17 protein-coding genes are annotated in these 18325 nt (G+C 61.7%); 10 read left to right on the top strand and 7 right to left on the bottom strand.

The window, feature by feature from the left end:
- Window positions 1-80 precede the first annotated feature (80 nt).
- The 10 genes from ACR0K1_RS13260 (at window position 81) to ACR0K1_RS13215 (ending at window position 11143) form a co-directional block, all read left to right on the top strand.
- Window positions 81-1142: a TauD/TfdA family dioxygenase gene (locus ACR0K1_RS13260; protein WP_480851013.1), complete on the top strand. Its 1062-nt coding sequence runs from the start codon at window positions 81-83 to the stop codon at window positions 1140-1142.
- Between the two features lie 64 nt (window positions 1143-1206).
- On the top strand, window positions 1207-2592 hold the full coding sequence (locus ACR0K1_RS13255; protein ID WP_480851011.1) for a trypsin-like peptidase domain-containing protein: 1386 nt from the start codon (window positions 1207-1209) through the stop codon (window positions 2590-2592).
- 4 nt (window positions 2593-2596) lie between these two features.
- Window positions 2597-3910 carry a replication-associated recombination protein A gene (locus ACR0K1_RS13250; protein ID WP_480617142.1) on the top strand — a complete coding sequence of 438 codons (1314 nt, stop codon included), beginning with the start codon at window positions 2597-2599 and terminating at the stop codon, window positions 3908-3910.
- 109 nt (window positions 3911-4019) lie between these two features.
- Window positions 4020-5063: an RluA family pseudouridine synthase gene (locus tag ACR0K1_RS13245; protein ID WP_480617141.1), complete on the top strand. Its 1044-nt coding sequence runs from the start codon at window positions 4020-4022 to the stop codon at window positions 5061-5063.
- The gene (locus tag ACR0K1_RS13240) at window positions 5060-5731 is read left to right on the top strand and encodes an HAD-IA family hydrolase (RefSeq protein ID WP_480851009.1); all 672 of its coding nucleotides are present in this window, start codon (window positions 5060-5062) and stop codon (window positions 5729-5731) included. The genes ACR0K1_RS13245 and ACR0K1_RS13240 overlap by 4 nt, the downstream gene beginning before the upstream one ends.
- Before the next feature lie 4 nt (window positions 5732-5735).
- Window positions 5736-6443 (top strand): ATP12 family chaperone protein, encoded by a 708-nt coding sequence (locus ACR0K1_RS13235; protein ID WP_480617139.1) that lies wholly within the window; start codon window positions 5736-5738, stop codon window positions 6441-6443.
- A gap of 207 nt (window positions 6444-6650) precedes the next feature.
- Complete coding sequence (locus ACR0K1_RS13230; protein ID WP_480617138.1) at window positions 6651-7667, top strand: amino acid ABC transporter substrate-binding protein; 1017 nt, start codon at window positions 6651-6653, stop codon at window positions 7665-7667.
- Between the two features lie 125 nt (window positions 7668-7792).
- Window positions 7793-9037: an amino acid ABC transporter permease gene (locus ACR0K1_RS13225; protein ID WP_480617137.1), complete on the top strand. Its 1245-nt coding sequence runs from the start codon at window positions 7793-7795 to the stop codon at window positions 9035-9037.
- Window positions 9038-9040: 3 nt separating this feature from the next.
- Complete coding sequence (locus tag ACR0K1_RS13220) at window positions 9041-10339, top strand: amino acid ABC transporter permease (RefSeq protein WP_480617136.1); 1299 nt, start codon at window positions 9041-9043, stop codon at window positions 10337-10339.
- A 12-nt stretch (window positions 10340-10351) separates the two neighbouring features.
- Window positions 10352-11143, top strand: coding sequence for an amino acid ABC transporter ATP-binding protein (locus tag ACR0K1_RS13215; protein ID WP_480617135.1), 792 nt, complete (start codon window positions 10352-10354; stop codon window positions 11141-11143).
- Between the two features lie 46 nt (window positions 11144-11189).
- Here the strand turns inward: ACR0K1_RS13215 and ACR0K1_RS13210 are convergent, their stop codons facing one another.
- The 7 genes from ACR0K1_RS13210 to ACR0K1_RS13180 all read right to left on the bottom strand — a co-directional run bounded on the left by ACR0K1_RS13210 (window position 11190) and on the right by ACR0K1_RS13180 (window position 18265).
- The gene (locus ACR0K1_RS13210; protein WP_480851005.1) at window positions 11190-11687 is read right to left on the bottom strand and encodes a SixA phosphatase family protein; all 498 of its coding nucleotides are present in this window, start codon (window positions 11685-11687) and stop codon (window positions 11190-11192) included.
- Window positions 11684-12370, bottom strand: a complete 687-nt coding sequence (locus ACR0K1_RS13205) for a ferredoxin (RefSeq protein WP_480617133.1) — start codon at window positions 12368-12370, stop codon at window positions 11684-11686. The genes ACR0K1_RS13210 and ACR0K1_RS13205 overlap by 4 nt, the downstream gene beginning before the upstream one ends.
- Window positions 12371-12389: 19 nt before the next feature.
- On the bottom strand, window positions 12390-13253 hold the full coding sequence (gene argB / locus ACR0K1_RS13200) for an acetylglutamate kinase (RefSeq protein ID WP_480617132.1): 864 nt from the start codon (window positions 13251-13253) through the stop codon (window positions 12390-12392).
- Window positions 13254-13417: 164 nt separating this feature from the next.
- Entirely contained in the window at window positions 13418-14071 is a 654-nt protein-coding gene (gene yihA / locus ACR0K1_RS13195) for a ribosome biogenesis GTP-binding protein YihA/YsxC (protein ID WP_480617131.1), read from the bottom strand.
- Complete coding sequence (locus ACR0K1_RS13190; RefSeq protein ID WP_480617130.1) at window positions 14068-14805, bottom strand: MOSC domain-containing protein; 738 nt, start codon at window positions 14803-14805, stop codon at window positions 14068-14070. The genes yihA and ACR0K1_RS13190 overlap by 4 nt, the downstream gene beginning before the upstream one ends.
- On the bottom strand, window positions 14802-16604 hold the full coding sequence (yidC, locus tag ACR0K1_RS13185) for a membrane protein insertase YidC (RefSeq protein WP_480851002.1): 1803 nt from the start codon (window positions 16602-16604) through the stop codon (window positions 14802-14804). Before yidC ends, ACR0K1_RS13190 begins: the two co-directional genes overlap by 4 nt.
- Before the next feature lie 125 nt (window positions 16605-16729).
- Window positions 16730-18265, bottom strand: a complete 1536-nt coding sequence (locus ACR0K1_RS13180) for a putative bifunctional diguanylate cyclase/phosphodiesterase (RefSeq protein WP_480851000.1) — start codon at window positions 18263-18265, stop codon at window positions 16730-16732.
- Between the last annotated feature and the right edge of the window lie 60 nt (window positions 18266-18325).

Genomic DNA, 18325 nt, shown 5'->3' with positions numbered 1-18325 from the left:
TTTGGGCGATTTCCGATGATTTGAGACGATGAAACCCGCCCATCCCCGCGCGACTCTGAACCGCAAACGAGGAGGGCGATATGACAGACGTGCTTTCGAAAATCCCGGGCGAACTGACAGGCCCATCGGTCTGGACCGGGCGCGAGATGGCCGCGCGGCAGGACGAGTGGATCGTCGATCTGACCCAGGCCGATATTGACGATCTGGAACAGGCCGCCCGGCACTATCTGGCGTTGGGGCGCGATATCGGGGAAATTACCAGGGCCGATTTCCCGCTTGCCGGCTTCGGCGGGCATCTGGAAACCCTGCGCGACAAGCTGATCAACGGCATCGGGTTCGAGGTTATCAGGGGATTGCCGGTTCAGCGCTACACACAGGAAATGGCGGCGACGATCTTTTGCGGCGTGGGCGCGCATCTGGGCTCGGCCCGGTCGCAGAACGCGCAGGGCCATATTCTGGGCCATGTGCGCGACGTCGGCGCGGATGCCAGTGATCCGAATACCCGCATTTACCAGACCCACGAGCGCCAGACCTTCCACACGGACAGCGCCGATATTGTCGGGCTGCTGTGCCTGCGCGAGGCCAAGGAAGGCGGGGATTCGCTGCTTGTCAGCGCCGAGGCGATCTACAACCGGATGCGCGCTGAATGCCCGGACCTGCTGGCCCGGCTGTTCGATCCGATTGCCACCGACCGCCGGGGCGAGGTTCCCGAAGGGATGCAGCCCTTCATGACCATCCCGCCCTTCTGCTGGCATGACGGCAAGCTGACCGTGTTCTACCAGCGGCAATATATCGACAGCGCCCAGAGGTTCCCAAAGGCGATGCGCCTGACGCCGGACCACGTGGCCGCGCTGGACAGGTTCGATGCGCTGGCCAATGATCCCGAGCTTTACCTGCTGATGCGGCTGCAACCCGGGGACATGCAGTTTGTTTACAATCACGCGCAACTGCATGACCGCACCGGCTTTGTCGACTGGCCCGACCCGGCCCAGCGGCGGCATCTGCTGCGGCTGTGGCTGTCTCCGGACGGTGATCGGGAACTGCCCGAGGTGTTCCGGCAGCGCTATGGCACCATCGAGATCGGCAACCGGGGCGGGATCATCACCGAGGGCACGCGCCTGCACGCGCCGCTGGACGGGTAAACCACCATTGCATTACGGGTCGTGTGGACGCATATCCAACAGGTCTTAGAAGTTTGAGGTCTGAATGTTTCGCGCGACCCTTTTCGCCTTTTCCCTCGCCTGTGCATCCATCGCCCATGCGGAAACCCGGGTGCCCCAGTCACAGGCCGAGATTTCGCTGGGCTTTGCGCCAGTCGTGAAAGACGCCGCACCCGCCGTTGTGAATATCTATGCCAAGATCGTCCGGCAGGGACGCGCGCGGCCCTTGTTCTCGGACCCGTTCTTTCGCGACTTCTTTGGCCGGGGCTTTGGCGAGCCGCAGCAACGGGTACAGAACTCGCTGGGCTCGGGCGTAATCCTGTCCGAGGACGGCTATGTGGTGTCCAACTATCACGTGGTGGGCTCGGCGACCGAGATTCGCGTCGTGACGACCGACCGCCGCGAGTTTTCCGCCAGGGTCGTTCTGGGCCATGAGGAAAGCGACATCGCCATTCTGCGTCTGGAAGAGGCCGACGATCTGCCCTACCTGACCTTGCGCGATTCAGATCAGGTTGAGGTCGGGGAACTGGCGCTGGCCATCGGCAACCCGTTTGGGGTGGGACAGACGGTATCCTCGGGCATCATCTCGGGGCTGGCGCGGACGGGGACGGCCACAGGGAATGCGCGGGGGTATTTCATTCAGACCGATGCGGCGATCAACCCCGGCAACTCGGGCGGGGCGCTGATTGATGTGAACGGCGATCTGATCGGGATCAACACCTCGATTCTCACGCGTTCGGGCGGGTCGAACGGGATCGGGTTCGCCATCCCCGCCAATCTGGTGGCCGAGTTCCTGCGGCAGGCGCAGGCGGGTAACGAGGCCTTCGTCAGCCCCTGGGCCGGCATGTCGGGCCAGCACATGAGCGCCGATATTGCCGAGTCGCTGGGTCTGGTCATTCCGCTTGGCGTGGTGATTTCCGATCTGCACGACCTCAGCCCGCTGGCCGATGCGGGCCTGCGGGTTGGCGATGTGGTCACCCATGTGGATGGGGATGAGGTCAACTCGCCCGCTGAGATGAAGTTTCGCATGTCCGTTGCAGGGGTCGGCGGAACCTCGGTCCTGACCCGGCTGCGCGGTGAACAGAGTGACGAGGTTGAGGTGGCTCTGATCAAGGCGCCGGAAACCCCGGCGGCCGAGGAAACGACGTTGGATGACCAAACCGTGCTGCCGGAACTGACGGTTTCGGGTGTCAATCCGGCGGTGATCAGTCGCTTGGGCTTGTTGTTGTCGCAAACCGGCGTCGTCGTTGTCGATCCCGGCCCTTACGGCGCGCGCGCAGGGCTGCGGGCCGGGGATGTGCTGAGCGCCATCAATGGCGACGACATGCAGCGCCCCGCAGATGTGGTGGACGCGCTGACTGATCCGGGGCGCAGGGTACAGATGGATATTCAGCGCGGCAGTCGCACCATGTCGCTGCGGTTCCGTCTGTGATACCGTGAGCGATCTGTTCGATACCGGGGCCGCCGAGCCCGCACCGGCCCCGCACCGCCCGCTGGCTGACCGGTTGCGGCCGCAAACGCTGGCCGAGGTGATCGGGCAGGGTCAGGTGCTGGGCCCGGACGCGCCGCTGGGCGTCATGCTGGCCTCGGGCAGCCTGTCGAGCCTGATTTTCTGGGGGCCGCCCGGTGTCGGCAAGACGACGATTGCGCGGCTTCTGGCGCAGGAAACCGACCTGCATTTCGTGCAGATCAGCGCGATTTTCACCGGTGTGCCGGACCTGAAAAAGGTCTTTGAGGCCGCAAAAATCCGCCGCCAGAACGGGCAGGGCACGCTGCTGTTCGTGGACGAAATCCACCGCTTCAACAAGGCGCAGCAGGACGGGTTTCTGCCGCATATGGAGGATGGCACCATCCTGCTGGTGGGGGCCACGACCGAAAACCCCTCGTTCGAATTGAACGCCGCTGTGCTCAGCCGCGCGCAGGTGCTGGTGCTGGAACGCCTCAGCCTGAGCGATCTGGAACGGTTGACCCAGCGGGCCGAAAAGGAGCTGGGCCGCGCCCTGCCGCTGACCCCTGCGGCGCGGGATGCATTACAGGAAATGGCCGATGGCGACGGGCGGGCGCTGCTGAACCTGATCGAGCAGGTCTCGGCCTGGAAGACCGACGCCCCGCTGGACCCGGATGCGCTGTCGACCCGCCTGATGCGGCGCGCGGCGAAGTACGACAAGTCGGGGGATGAGCATTACAACCTGATCTCGGCGCTGCATAAATCGGTGCGCGGGTCGGACCCGGACGCAGCGCTTTATTGGTTTGCCCGGATGCTGACGGGGGGCGAGGACCCGCGCTATCTGGCGCGCCGGATCACGCGGATGGCGGTCGAAGATATCGGGCTGGCCGATCCGCAGGCGCAGGCGATCTGCCTGCAATCCTGGGAGACTTACGAACGCCTCGGTTCGCCCGAGGGCGAGTTGGCGCTGGCGCAGGCGCTGGTCTATCTGGCGCTGGCGCCGAAATCGAACGGGGCGTATGTGGGCTACAAGGCCGCGATGCGGCTGGCCAAGCAATCGGGCAGCGAGCCACCGCCAAAGCACATCCTGAACGCGCCGACCTCGCTGATGAAGGATCAGGGATATGGCAAGGGCTATGCCTATGATCACGATGCCGAAGATGGGTTTTCCGGCCAGAACTATTTCCCCGATGGGATGGAGCGGCCAGAACTGTATCAGCCGGTCGAACGCGGCTTCGAGCGCGAGTTGAAGAAGCGGCTGGATTATTTCTCGAAACTGCGGGCGCAGCGGAACGCGCGGTAGGCCCGGCTTGACTCTTCGCCTCCAGCGGGCCACAGACGCGCATGTTTTCTGGGACACTGGCAAAGGTGCAATCCGGGCGGGGTGGCCGCACGGTGCAAGGGGCAATGGCATGAGTGGCGTGCAGATGATTACGGTTGCGGAAGGTGACGGGGACCAGCGTGTCGATCGCTGGCTGCGCCGCCTGTTCCCGCATGTCAGTCAGGGCCGGATCGAAAAGATGTGCCGCAAGGGCGAATTGCGTGTCGATGGCAGCCGGGCCAAAGCCTCGACCCGGCTTGAGGTTGGGCAGGTCGTGCGGGTTCCGCCGCTGCCGGATGCGGATCACAAGCCGGCCGAGGTGAAGCGTCGCATATCAGATGCGGATGCCAAGATGATCCAGTCCTGCGTGATCTATCGCGACGATCACGTTCTGGCGCTGAACAAACCGCAGGGCCTGCCGGTGCAGGGCGGCAGCGGGCAGACCCGGCATGTGGACAGCCTGTCCGAGGCACTGCGCTTTGGCTACGACGAAAACCCGCGTCTGGTGCATCGGTTGGACAAGGATACCTCGGGCGTTCTGCTGCTGGCCCGCACGCGTGAGGCCGCCAAGGGCCTGACCGCCGCTTTCCGCCACCGCGATACCCGCAAGATTTACTGGGCTTTGGTCGCTGGCGTTCCTACGCCGTATCTGGGCGAGATCAAGACGGGTCTGGTCAAGGCCCCCGGTCACGGCAAGCACGGCGAGGGCGAAAAGATGATCCCCGTGCTTATGGACGAGATCGACAGCACGCCAGGCGCAAAACGCGCCCACACCCACTATGCCACGCTCTACCGCGTCGCGGGCCGGGCGGCCTGGGTGGCGATGGAGCCGATCACCGGGCGCACCCATCAGTTGCGGGCGCATATGGCCGCCATCGGGCATCCGATCATCGGGGATGGGAAATATGGTGGTTCGGGTCAGGAAAACCTTGGCGATGGCTGGGGCGCGCAGTTGGGCGGCATCATCAGCAAGAAGCTGCATCTGCACGCGCGGCGCGCGTCTTTTCAGCACCCGATGACACGCAAACAGATCACCATCGAAGCTCCTTTGCCCGAACATATGAAAAACAGCTGGGACACCTTCGGTTGGACCGAGGATCTGGCCGCAGACGACCCGTTCGAGGAACTGCAATGAGCGCACCTTTGCGGCTGGTCCTGTTCGATGTCGACGGCACGCTGGTCGACAGTCAGGGCAGCATCGTCTATTGCATGACAACCAGCTTTCAGGCGTCCTCGGTTACGGCACCGTCCCGGGACGCGATCCTGTCGATTGTGGGTCTGTCGCTGCCACAGGCCATCGCGCGGCTTGCGCCGGAACAGTCTGACGCGGTGCAGGCGCGGTTGGTCGAAGGCTACAAAGAGGCCTTCCATGCCTACCGATTGGAATTGGGCGTTGGCAGTTCTCCGCTTTTTCCCGGCGCGCGCGAGGCAATCGAAGCCTTGCATGCTGTGCCGGAAATTCTGCTGGGCGTGGCGACCGGCAAATCTCAGCGCGGCCTGGACGCATTGATCGAGGCGCATGGGCTGGAGCGCTATTTCGTGACCCAGCAGGTTGCCGATCACCACCCGTCGAAACCGCACCCTTCGATGGTGGAAACCGCATTGGCCGAAACCGGGGTCGAGGCCGCAAATGCGGTGATGATCGGCGATACCAGCTATGACATGGATATGGCCGCCGCGGCCGGAGTGCGCGGTATCGGCGTGTCCTGGGGCTATCACGACCCGGTGGCCCTGACCTCGGCCACCTGCATGATTGAAACCTTCGACCAGTTGCCCGGCGCGCTGGCCCGCATCTGGAACTGATGGCATGAGCGACTGGAAACCGAAACGCTTCTGGAAAACCAGCGCCGTGGTCGAGGCCGAGGGCGGCTATACCGTGGAACTGGACGGGCGCCGGGTCAAAACCCCCGCCAAAGCCGCGCTGATCCTGCCGACCCGCGCCATGGCCCGGGCCGTAGCCGCCGAATGGGACGCGCAGGAGAAAGAGGTCGATCCGGCCTCGATGCCCTTTACCCGTTCGGCCAACGCGGCGATAGACAAGGTGCGGATACAGCATGCCGAAGTGGCCGACATGCTGGCCGATTACGGCGATTCGGATTTGCTGTGCTACCGTGCGACCCATCCGCAGGAATTGCAGAACCGACAGGCCGATGAATGGGACCCGGCGCTGGACTGGGCGGCAGAGGCATTGTCGGCCCGGCTGTTGCCGGTCGCCGGGGTTTTGCATCAGCCGCAGTCGCAACAGGCCCTGATCGCGCTGCGCCGCCGGGTGCACGCAATGGATGCTTTTCAACTGGCCGCCTTCCACGATCTTGTCAGCCTGTCGGGCTCGCTGGTTCTGGGCTTTGCGGCAGCGCTGAACTGGCGCCAAGCGGACGCCATCTGGGACATCTCGCGGCTGGACGAGCGGTGGCAGATCGAACAATGGGGCCATGACGACGAAGCCCATGCGGCGGCGGAAACAAAGAAAGCCGCGTTTCTGCACGCCAAACGTTTCTTCGACGTATCTGTCTGATCCTTCGCGCATCGAAATTATGACGGGCCTGCCAAAACCTATTGGCCGGACCCATCGTTTTCTCTGATCCAACCCTTGACGTTTGTTTATGAATGCGCCCAAACTCAAGCCCACTAAAGGGGAGACACCTTTGGGGAAACCTTTCCGGCATTCATTTGCTGGGTAGAACCGTTCCTTTAGGGGGCGGAAAATCAGGAAGAGGTAAAAATGAAAAAATCCGTAATCTTGGGCGCGGCAACAGTTGCCGGCCTGGCCGCTGGCGCAGCCGTGGCGGGTACTGTGGACGACGTCAAGGCACGGGGTACGCTGAACTGCGGTGTGACCACCGGTCTGGTCGGCTTCGCTGCACCTGACGCGAATGGCGAGTGGAAAGGCTTTGACGTAGACCTGTGCCGGGCTGTGGCTTCAGCCGTTCTGGGCGACGCGACTGCTGTCGAGTTTGTTCCGACCACACCAAAAACACGCTTCACGGCGCTTGCCGCCGGTGAGATCGACATGCTGGCCCGGAACACCACCTGGACCTTTAGCCGCGACGTCGACCTGAAGTTCGAATTCGTGGGCGTCAACTACTATGACGGTCAGGGTTTCATGGTTCCCAAAGCGCTGGGCGTCAGCTCGGCCAAGGAACTGGACGGGGCAACCGTCTGTATCCAGACCGGCACCACCACCGAGCTGAACCTGGCCGATTTCTTCCGTGCCAACAACATCAGCTACGAGCCGGTTCCGATTGAAACCAACGCCGAAGCGCAACAGCAGTATCTGGCTGGCGCATGTGACGTTTACACCACCGACGCATCGGGTCTGGCCGCAACGCGTGCCACGTTCGAAAACCCCGGTGATCACGTCCTGCTGCCCGAAATCATCTCGAAAGAGCCGCTGGGCCCGCTGGTCCGTCACGGCGACAACGAATGGGCAGATGTGGTTCGCTGGACCCTGAACGCGCTGATCTCGGCGGAAGAGCTGGGTGTGACTTCGGCGAATATCGACGAACTGAGCGCCGGCACCGAGAACCCTGAAGTAAACCGCCTGCTGGGGACCGAAGGCACCCTGGGCGAGATGCTGGGTCTGGATGCCGACTGGGCTGCCAAAGCTGTAAAAGCAGGCGGCAACTATGGTGAAGTGTTTGCCAAGAACATCGGCGAAGAAACCCCGATTGGTCTGGCGCGCGGCCTGAACGCGCAGTGGACCGATGGCGGTCTGCTGTACTCGCCGCCGTTCCGCTAAGACATCAATTGAAGAGGGCGCAGGGTAACCTGCGCCCTTTTCACCAATAACTGCTGCGGACAGATGCAGAGCGGGGACAACCTCGCCAGGATAAAACAGTCCGCAAGCTACGGGGATCCCATAATATGTCGACTATGACTGACCCACCGAAAGCTGATTTTCGGTTGTCGATGCTCATAAACGATACCCGCTATCGCTCTTTGACGTTTCAGGTGATTGCGGCCATCGTTATTGCGTACTGTATCTGGTACTTAGGGCACAATCTGTTTCAAAACCTCCGCGCCGCTGGCCTGAACATCTCGTTTGCGTTTCTCGGAGACACTGCCGGGTATGACGTCAACCAGGTTCTTATAGAATATGACAGCCAGGACTCGCATGCCCGCGCGTCCGTTGTCGGTTTGCTCAACACGCTGCTTGTCGCCTTTCTGGCCTGCATCACGGCCACGTTCTTTGGCGTCGTTGCCGGGGTTCTGCGGCTGTCGAACAACTGGCTCGTGTCCAAGCTGATGGCGGTATATGTCGAGATCTTCCGGAATATTCCGGTGCTGATCTGGATCATCATCATCTTCACGATCATGACCGCGGTCCTGCCGGGTGCCAGAGCATATCTGGGTGAAGAACCGGAGCGTGAGATGACCTTCGGGCTCATCGCGTTCACCAACCGGGGTATCTATGTTCCGTCGCCCTATTTTACCCGTGGGTTCGGCGGGGAAGGCGGAAGCTTCGTAAACTGGCTTCTGGTGCTGGCTGTGCTGGTTCTGTCGTATTTCGCAACCCGGTTCGTTAACAAGAACGCGCAGATAAAGCAAGAGCAGACGGGCGTCAGGCCGAACACGCTGTTGATAAATGCGGCGATCTGGGTCGTCCCGCTTGTCGCTGTGTTGCTTCTGTTGGGCTTGTCGTGGGACCTTCCCGATCCCTTGGCAAACCGGTTTAATCTACGGGGAGGCACCCAGGTCGGAGCCCCGCTGATTGCCCTGTGGTTTGCCCTGTCGATCTATACGGGCGCCTTCATCGCGGAAAACGTGCGCGCCGGTATTCAGGCGATTTCCAAGGGTCAGACCGAAGCCGCCGCTGCTTTGGGTCTGCGTTCGGGCCGGATCATGAACCTTGTGATCCTGCCGCAGGCGCTGCGGGTGATCATCCCGCCGCTGATCTCGCAGTACCTGAACATCACCAAGAACTCGTCGCTGGCGATTGCCGTGGGCTATGCGGACATCACGGCAACGCTGGGTGGCATCACCCTGAACCAGACCGGTCGTGCGATCGAATGTGTTCTGCTGCTGATGCTGTTCTACCTGACAGCCTCGCTGGTGATTTCGATGGTAATGAACCTGTACAACGCATCCGTCAAGTTGAAGGAGCGCTGAGTCATGACCGATCAAACAACCAATTCGATCGCTTTCGTGGCCGAAGGCACCATCCCACCGTCACCGCCGCCGGCGCGTGAAACGGGTGTGGTCAAGTGGCTGCGGGAAAACCTGTTTTCGGGCGTGGCCAACACGATCCTGACGGTACTGTCGCTGATCCTGATCTATCTGATCCTGCGCAATACGCTTCCCTGGATGCTGAACGGTGTCTGGCAGGCGGATTCACTGGCGCAGTGCCGGGAGATTCTGGATGGCAAGACAGGGGCGTGTTTTGCGGTTCTGACCGAGCGCTGGCATCAGTTGATCTACGGGTTCAAATACCCCGATGACGCCTATTGGCGGCCAAATCTGGCCTTTGTGCTGATGCTGGTTGCTGCGGCTCCGGTGCTGTTTTTCGACCTGCCGCGCAAGATGCTGCTGTTCACCGCAGTCTATCCGTTTGTCGCCTTCTGGCTGATTTGGGGTGGCACCATCCTGGTTCCGCTGGTCGCGCTTCTGGGATGTGTGGCGGCTGCCGCAGTGTTCCAGAAATTCGGCAAAAACAGCTTTGCGGCGGGGTTCTTCGGGGCCATCGTCGTGGCGCTGGTGGTCTGGAAAGTTGGCGGGGCGTTGATCCCCGAAGGCGCGTCCGAGAACGCATGGCTCTCGGCCGTTCCCAGCCGGGACCTTGGCGGCTTCATGCTGAACATGATGCTGGGTGTAACCTGCGTGACGCTGTCGGTACCATTGGGGATTGCGCTGGCGCTGGGCCGTCAATCCACCATGCCGCTGATCAAGTGGGTCTGCGTCATCTTCATCGAGTTCATCCGTGGCGTGCCTCTGATTACGCTGCTGTTCGTGGCTTCGGTGATGCTGGCCTATTTCTTCCCGCCTGACAGCACGGTCGACCTGTTCCTGCGCGTCGTGATCATGATCACCATGTTCTCGGCCGCCTATATCGCCGAGGTGATCCGCGGCGGTCTGGCGGCGCTTCCGCGCGGACAGTACGAGGCAGCAGACAGTCTGGGCCTGGATTACCCGCAGGCCATGCGCCTGATCATCCTGCCGCAGGCGCTGAAGATCTCGATCCCCGGCATCGTGAACGTGGCCGTTGGCCTGTTCAAGGACACCACACTGGTTTCGGTCATCTCGATGTTCGATCTGGTGGGCATGATCCGGGGTCCCATCCTGGCGTCGACCGAATGGAACGGCGTCTATTGGGAGCTTCTGGGCTTTGCCGCGCTTCTGTTCTTCGTCGTCTGCTACGGCATCTCTCAATATTCACAGTGGCTCGAGCGTCGCCTTGCCACCGATCATCGTTAAGGAGTTCAACACATGTCTGAACTTGCAATTGACCGCGAAATCGACCGCACCAAAATGCAGGTGAGCGACGAGGTCGCCATCGAAATCAACGGCATGAACAAGTGGTACGGCTCGTTCCACGTGCTGCGCGACATCAATCTGACCGTCAATCAGGGCGAACGGATTGTCATCGCGGGGCCATCGGGCTCGGGGAAATCCACCCTGATCCGCTGCCTGAACGCGCTGGAGGAACACCAGCAGGGCACGATTGTCGTAGATGGGATCGAGCTGTCGAATGACCTTAAGAACATCGACAAGATCCGGTCCGAGGTTGGGATGGTGTTCCAGCACTTCAACCTGTTCCCGCATCTGACCATTCTGGAAAACTGCACGCTGGCCCCGATCTGGGTGCGCAAGACGCCCAAGAAAGAGGCTGAAGAGCGTGCGATGCACTTCCTGGAAAAGGTGAAAATCCCGGAACAGGCGGACAAGTATCCGGGCATGCTGTCCGGCGGTCAGCAGCAGCGGGTGGCGATTGCCCGTTCGCTCTGCATGATGCCGCGCATCATGCTGTTCGACGAACCGACCTCGGCGCTGGACCCCGAGATGATCAAAGAGGTGCTCGACACCATGATCGAACTGGCCGAGGAAGGCATGACCATGCTGTGCGTGACCCACGAGATGGGCTTTGCCCGTCAGGTCGCCAACCGCGTGATCTTTATGGATGCCGGCCAGATCGTCGAACAGAACGAACCGGAAGAGTTCTTCAACAACCCGCAAAGCGAACGGACCAAGCTGTTCCTGAGCCAGATTCTGGGGCACTGATCCGGTTGAAATCACGGGAAGGGCGGGGCTTTGGCCTCGCCTTTTTCTATTCCAGCAACTCACGCGGGATGGCAAAGCCCAGCACCGTTCCGCTGCGCCAGTTCACATCCGCCCAATCGCTAAGGTCGAAGCGGATCACTGTGGTCGCACAGGTCGGATAGTCGTAAAATCTGGCGTGCTCGGGGCCTTGCTGCACGATCTGCTGGGCAAAACCGGCAATTCCGGGGTTATGGCCCAGCATCAGCACCGTGTCCCCTGTCGCGCCCGAAAGAACGTTCAGCATGTCGCCCGGCCCCGCATGATAAAGCTGGCGTGTGAACCCGACCGTTGCAGCCCGCAGACCCATCCTGTCCCATGTCTCGCGGGTTCTTTCGGATGTGGAACTGATGACCTCATCCGGCAGCCATCCGTTTTGCCTCAGCCATCCACCGATGGCCGGGGCCGACTTGCGTCCGCGTTTGTTCAGTGGGCGGTCATGGTCGCTTGTAACCGGCGCGTCCCAGCTGGATTTTGCGTGACGGGTCAGGATCAGAGTACGGGTCATGTCGGGTGGAACGCTTTCATATGGTGGGCGGATTGCTCCGGATCGCGGCCCGCGCCGGGACTGAGGGGGCAGGCCAGCCGGGCAAGACAACCGCCGGTCAAGCAGCTTTGCCCCTCGGGCGTGTTCAGATGGTCGTGGCAGGCGTCGACGCTGTAAAACGCCTCGGCATTCAGCGCACCGACCGGGCAGGCCGTTGTGCAGGGGGCCGGGCAGCCCGTGCAGGGCGACGGGGCGCTGATCTCGGGGATGTCGAACTCCTGCGCAAAATGCAGCGCGCCCCGGTACGAGATCATCATGCCGACCGTGTCATGCACCAACGCGCCGACCGGGCTGCTGAACGTGCGTCCGGATTTCAGCGCCCAGTCGATGAACGGGGCGTAAGGCGGCCCGCCAAAGGGGAAATGCGCCTGCGCGCCCAGCGTCTGCGCCATCCCGCCGATAACCCGGCTCGACCAGCGGTCCACCGGGTCGGGGCCCTGCCATTCGGGCGCGGCTTTCAGAACGGACCAAAAGGCCGAACCCGCGCCCAAAAGGACCAGAGTTCCTCCGTCCAGCCCTTTGGCGCCGCTGATACGTGGATGGGTCGCACCCATGACGATCAGGCCCGCCTGATGCGCAACGCGCCCCACCCAGCCATAGCTGATTGCCGCCATGTAAGAGGAGGGTGGGGGATGTCCGGTCATCTCTCCTCCGCGGCTCGGGTCAGTCGGGCCGGATCAGCGAACCCGCACCGTGTTCGGTGAACAGTTCCAGCAGGACTGCATTGGGCGCGCGCCCGTCCAGAATGACCACGGCCCGCACGCCGCTGTGCAGCGCATCCAGCGCCGTTTCGGTCTTGGGGATCATGCCGCCCGCAATGGTGCCGTCCATCGTCATCTCGCGGATCTGACCGGCCTTCAGCTCGGTCACGACCTCACCGGCGGCGTTCTTGACGCCCGAGACATCGGTCAGCAGCAACAGGCGATCCGCCTTGAGCGCCGAAGCGATGGCCCCGGCTGCGGTGTCGCCATTGACATTGAAGGTCTCACCGTCCCGGCCAGCGCCCAGCGGGGCAATGACCGGAATAACGTCATGGGCGAACAGGTTGTGCAGAACCTTGGGGTTCATTTCCGAAGGCGAGCCAACAAAGCCCAGCGACGGGTCGGCCTGATCGCAGGTCATCAGATTGGCATCCTTGCCCGAAAGCCCGACGGCTGTGCCGCCCTGACGGTTGATCGCCTGCACGATGCGCTTGTTCACAAGGCCCGACAGCACCATCTCGACCACTTCGACCGTCGCCTTGTCGGTCACGCGCTTGCCATTCACGAACTCGGACTGGATATCCAGCTTGTCCAGCATCGCGTTGATCATCGGCCCGCCACCATGCACGACCACCGGGTTCACCCCGACCTGCCGCATCAGCACCACGTCGCGCGCAAAGCTTTCCATCGCCTCGTCGCTGCCCATGGCGTGGCCGCCCAGCTTGATGACGACAATCGCGCCGTCATAGCGCTGCAGATAGGGCAGCGCGCTGTTCAGGGTTGCGGCGGTGGCGATCCAGTCCCGGTTCATGTCACGTGTCTTCATGGCTAAGGTCCTTCTGACATTCCGTGTTAGGACCTTTGCGCGGCACTGCCAAGGGCCTAAAGCAGTTCCGGTTCACATAGAATCACCAATGCCCTGCCTCGCCTTCGGCGCTCTCGGGACATTGGCGATCAGTGTTTTTGCAATGAAAACCGGAACTGCCGTGACTACTCCAGATGCGCGATTATCGAGCGAAGGGTCGGAATGCCGTCGCCTTTCTCGGATGAGGTCAGCACGATCTCGGGGAAGGCCGCCGGGTGTTTGGACAACGCGCCGCGCACCTGATCCAGCACTTTCGCGCGGTCCTTGGCTTTCACCTTGTCGGCCTTGGTCAGCACGCATTGAAAGGTCACGGCGCTGGTGTCCAGCAGCTTCATGATCTCATCGTCCACCGGTTTCACGCCGTGGCGTGAATCGATCAGAACAAAGGCGCGGCGCAGGGTCTGACGCCCGCTCAGGTACTGCTTCAACAGCCGCTGCCACTTCTCGACCACCTTCACCGGCGCATTGGCGTAGCCATAGCCCGGCAGGTCCACCAGATACAGTTCGGGGCCCTGGGTAAAAAAGTTGATCTCTTGCGTGCGGCCCGGCGTGTTGGATGCGCGCGCCAGACCTTTGGTGCCGGTCAGCGCGTTGATCAGGCTGGATTTGCCCACGTTCGAGCGGCCTGCAAAGCAGACCTCCAACCGGTCGGGGGCGGGCAGGCCGTCCATCGCGACGACGCCTTTGACGAACTCGGATTCGCCGGCAAACAGCTTGCGGCCGGTTTCCGCCGCAAACTCATCCGGGGTTTCGGCCAGGGGGAAGGGAAGCGGGGTCATAGCACTTCTACCTTGTCGCCGGTCCGGACGCTGCCGCCCTCCAGCACTTCGGCATAGACGCCGAAATCCTGATGGTTCCAGCTGTTCAACGCCCCCAGCGTGTCGGCGTCCCGCTCACCGGTTTCGGGGTTGGCGGTGGTCGCCAGACAGCGCGTGATGCGTTCGCGGACGCGGAACAGGGCCTCGCCGATGCGGATGTCACGGCCCAGCCAGTCGAACTCTTCCCACAGAGGCAGGCCATCGAACCAGATATTGCCGCGCCAGCGCACGATGGACAGATCGCGGCCCAGCTTCTGTTCGACCGCCCGGTGCGAGGCCATGTTGCACAGGCTGATCGACGGAAAATCGCTGTCCGTCATACCCCGGCCGGGGGCGCGGACAATACGGGCCGAGGCCGCGCGATCGGCAGGCATCAAGGGCTTGACCCAGTCCAGAAACGCATCCTGCTGGGTGTCCGGCTCAAAGCTCAGATCGGGGCGGTCGGGGTGGCTTAGTGTAACCGCGTCGCCCTGCAACCGCGCCGAGATCGCCATCAGTTGCGGCACCTTCGCGCCACGGCTGAAATTGGCGCAGGGGGCCCATTGCGAACCATCGATTGTGGATGCCTCATGCGCGACCGCCCAAACACGATCCCCGGGCATGGTCTGCCCGGGGGTCATGGTGACGTGATCAAGGCTTTCACGCCCGTGGCTTTTGATCGGATGCCGCCACAGGCTGGTGATTGCGCCGCTCATTTGTCGTCCGTCTTTGGGGTCTTTTTGAAACCGGACTTGATGTTGCCAAACACATCGGGCGTGTAACCCTGGCTGCGCATGATCAGGTACTGCTGGGTAAACGTGATGGTGTTGTTCGCGATCCAGTACACCACCAGACCGCTGGCAAAGCCGCCCAGCATGAACATGAAGACCCACGGCATCCAGGCAAAGATCATCGCCTGCGTCGGATCGGTTGGGGCCGGGTTCAGTTTCTGCTGCAGCCACATCGAGATACCCAGCAGCAACGGCAGGATGCCGATGAAGATCAGCGCCATGAAGCTTTCGGGCTGCGGGGCCGCCCAGGGCAGCAAGCCGAAGAAGTTAAAGATCGAGGTCGGATCGGGCGCGCTGAGGTCCCGGAACGGGCCAAACCAAGGGGCCTGTCGCAGTTCGATGGTGACAAAGATCACCTTGTAGAGCGAGAAGAAGATCGGGATCTGCATCAGGATCGGCAGACAGCCCGCGGCAGGGTTCACCTTTTCCTTCTTGTACAGCTCCATCATGCCCTGCTGCATCTTCTGGCGGTCGTCGCCGGCCGCCTCTTTCAGGGCCTCCATCTGCGGCTGCAATTCCTTCATCTTCGCCATCGAGACGTAGGATTTGAACGCCAGCGGGAACAGGATCGCCTTGATGATCAGCGTCAGGCCGATGATCGACCAGCCCATGTTGCCGATCAGGGCGTTGATGTTGTGCAGCAGCCAGAAGATCGGCTTGGTCAGGAAGAAGAACCAGCCCCAGTCGATGCTGTCGATGAATTTCTGCACGCCTTCTTTCTGATACTCGCGAATGGTCTCCCACTCTTTGGCACCGGCAAACAGGCGTGTCGTGACCTGTGCGGACTCGCCAGCGGGCACAGTTAAAGTAGGTGTCTTTATGTCAGCCTGATAAACTTTGTTTTGGTTATTGAAACCTGCAGAAGCAGTGAACTCAGCCCCTTGCTCAGGGATAAGGGTTGTCATCCAATAGTGATCGGTGAACCCGATCCAACCTTCCTTGATATTCTCAAGCTCATCTACACCATCCTGTATATCGCTGTAATCGACTTCGTTGAGAGTTCCATCAGCCATGCTGATCAAGCCCTCGTGCAGGATGAAGAAGTTCTTTAACTCGGGAATGTCACCATCCTCGCCGATGCCATGGCGCGCCAGAATTCCATAGGGTGCCATCGCGATGGTCGTGTCGGATCCGTTTTCAACGGATTGCGTGACCGAGAACATGTAGTCCTCGTCCACCGAAATGGTGCGGCGGAAGGTCAGGCCGTTGCCGTTTTCCCAAGCCAGCGTGATCGGAGTGTCCACGCCCAGTGCCTCACCCTGCTCGAGCGTCCAAAGGGTGTTCGGACCGGGCACATCGGTGCCCGACACGCCAGACCCTGGGGCCCAGCCATACAGGGCGTAATAAGCGGAATCGGTCCCAACCGGCGCAAGCAGTTCAACGATGGGCGCGCCTTCATCAATGGAAACCTTGTAATCTTTCAGGAACAGCTCATCGATGCGGCCGCCCGACAGCGACAGGCTGCCTTTCAGGCGCGGCGTGTCGATCTGCACGCGGGGGGCCAGTTCCTCAGGCAGGGTTTCTTCTGCGGCGGTCGTCGCCTCACCCACGGTGCCGGTTCCGGCGGCGCTGGGCGTCTGAACGTCAGTGTCCTCGACCGCAGCGATCTCGGCCTGTTCGGTCGTGGGTGTTGGTTCCGGCGGGGGGAACAGCACGAACCAAACCAGGATCACCAGAAAGCTGAGCGCGGTTGCGAGGATGAGATTCTTGTTCTGATCGTCCATCTGGGACAGCCACCTTGAGCAGTGAAAGACACCCGCAGGGTTCAACAGAGTGCAGGCCCAAAGGTCAAGCGGAATCGCCCGTAAATCCGCCTTGGGCAGGCTTTCCGTGATGCAATTCCGCCCCGCTACCCGGTTTGCCGACCGATTTTGGGAACGCCCCCGATTTTATTTCGATGGGCGGCGATCCAGTCGACGGTTTTTTCAACGGGCATGGGTTTGCCGATCCCGAAGCCCTGAACATGGTTGCAGCCCAGCTGCGCCATCAACGCGTGTTCGCCCGGGGTTTCGACCCCTTCGGCCAGAGTCTCGAGATTCAGCTTGTCCGCCATGGTCAGGATGGCGCCGGCCAGTTGCTGCTGGCTGGGGTCCTGATCGGCCTTGGTGACGAAGGAGCGGTCGATTTTGATCCGGGAAACTCTGAACCGCTTGATCGAGGCAATTGACGCATGGCCGGTTCCGAAATCGTCCAGATCTATGCAGCATCCCAAAGCGGCCAGACCCGACACATTGCGCGTGATCACATCGTCGGGGCGGCGGGAGAATACGGTTTCCAACACCTCGACCGCCAGCCGGTCCGGGGTCAGGTCGAACTGATCCAGTTCCCATTTCAGGTGGTCGATCAGGCCGGGATCGCGCAGCTCGTCCGAGGAAAAGTTGACGCCGATCCGGGGTACGATAATCCCGGCGCGATCCCAGTCGCGCATGGCGGTGAAGGCATGTTGGCGTATGGCCTGCCCAAACCGTTCCATCAGCCCGGCCTGTTCGGCAAAGGGCAGGAACAGATGCGGCCCAAGGACGCGCTTTCTGGGGTGTTCCCAGCGGGCCAGCGCCTCAAAACCCGTGACTTGCCCTGTGTCGGTTGAAATCTGCGGCTGAAACCAGGGGCGGATTTCCCCGCTGTTCAGCGCGGCGTCAAATTCCTTGCGCAGGTTGGTCCTTATTCTTGACCGGCGGCTGATCTCTGCGGAATAGGCCCGAATGGTCGAGGGGCCATTTTGCTGCGCCTCAAACAACGCGCTGAACGCGGCTTCTTTCCAGTCGCTGGCCGTGCCGTCCGAGGCGCTGGTGCTCAGGCAGAACCCGATCGAGCAGGACAGGTATACGCCCGCTTCGTTCAGCATTACCGGGGTTTCGACCGCGGACTGGATGCGCCCGGTCAACTGGATGCATGTCTCAAGATCCAAATGCTGCGCGGGGCTGAGACCGATCAGGATTTTGTGCCCGTCCAGCCGGGTGATAAAATCCCCGGTGCGGATTACCGAAAGGACACGGGTGCAGACCTGCTGATTTATATGCTCGGCGGCGGCCTGACCGTGCAGATCGACGATCTGGCTGTAATCGTCCAGCGCCAGGGCGATACAGGCCGAGGCATCGCCCCTGCGGTTGGCAGCCTGGAACACATCGGCAAGGGCTGTGTCAAAGCCATCATTCGGCAAAAGCCCGCCCGATGCCCCCCGAGCGTTTGTCTTGGTCCGGGACCCCGCAATGCCCGAGCCCGCCCACATCAGGGGTAACCCCAGCGCGATCGCCACAAGCGCCCGTTCGCCCCCGATCCAGAAGGCCCCCAGACTGATCGCGGGCACAAAGGCCAGCGCGGACGGGCCATTGAACACACCCGAGAGGGACTGCACCAATCGTCGAGTAAAAAGAAGGTTCCGCATCAGTTTCCGGGCCTTGGCTGAAATCGCACAAGACAGACCCTAGGAAACCTCTCTGAGTCA

Source organism: Ruegeria sp. F5, assembly GCF_056533845.1.
The sequence above is the reverse complement of the archived record's forward strand: the minus strand, read 5'-3'. Positions and strand labels throughout refer to the sequence as shown.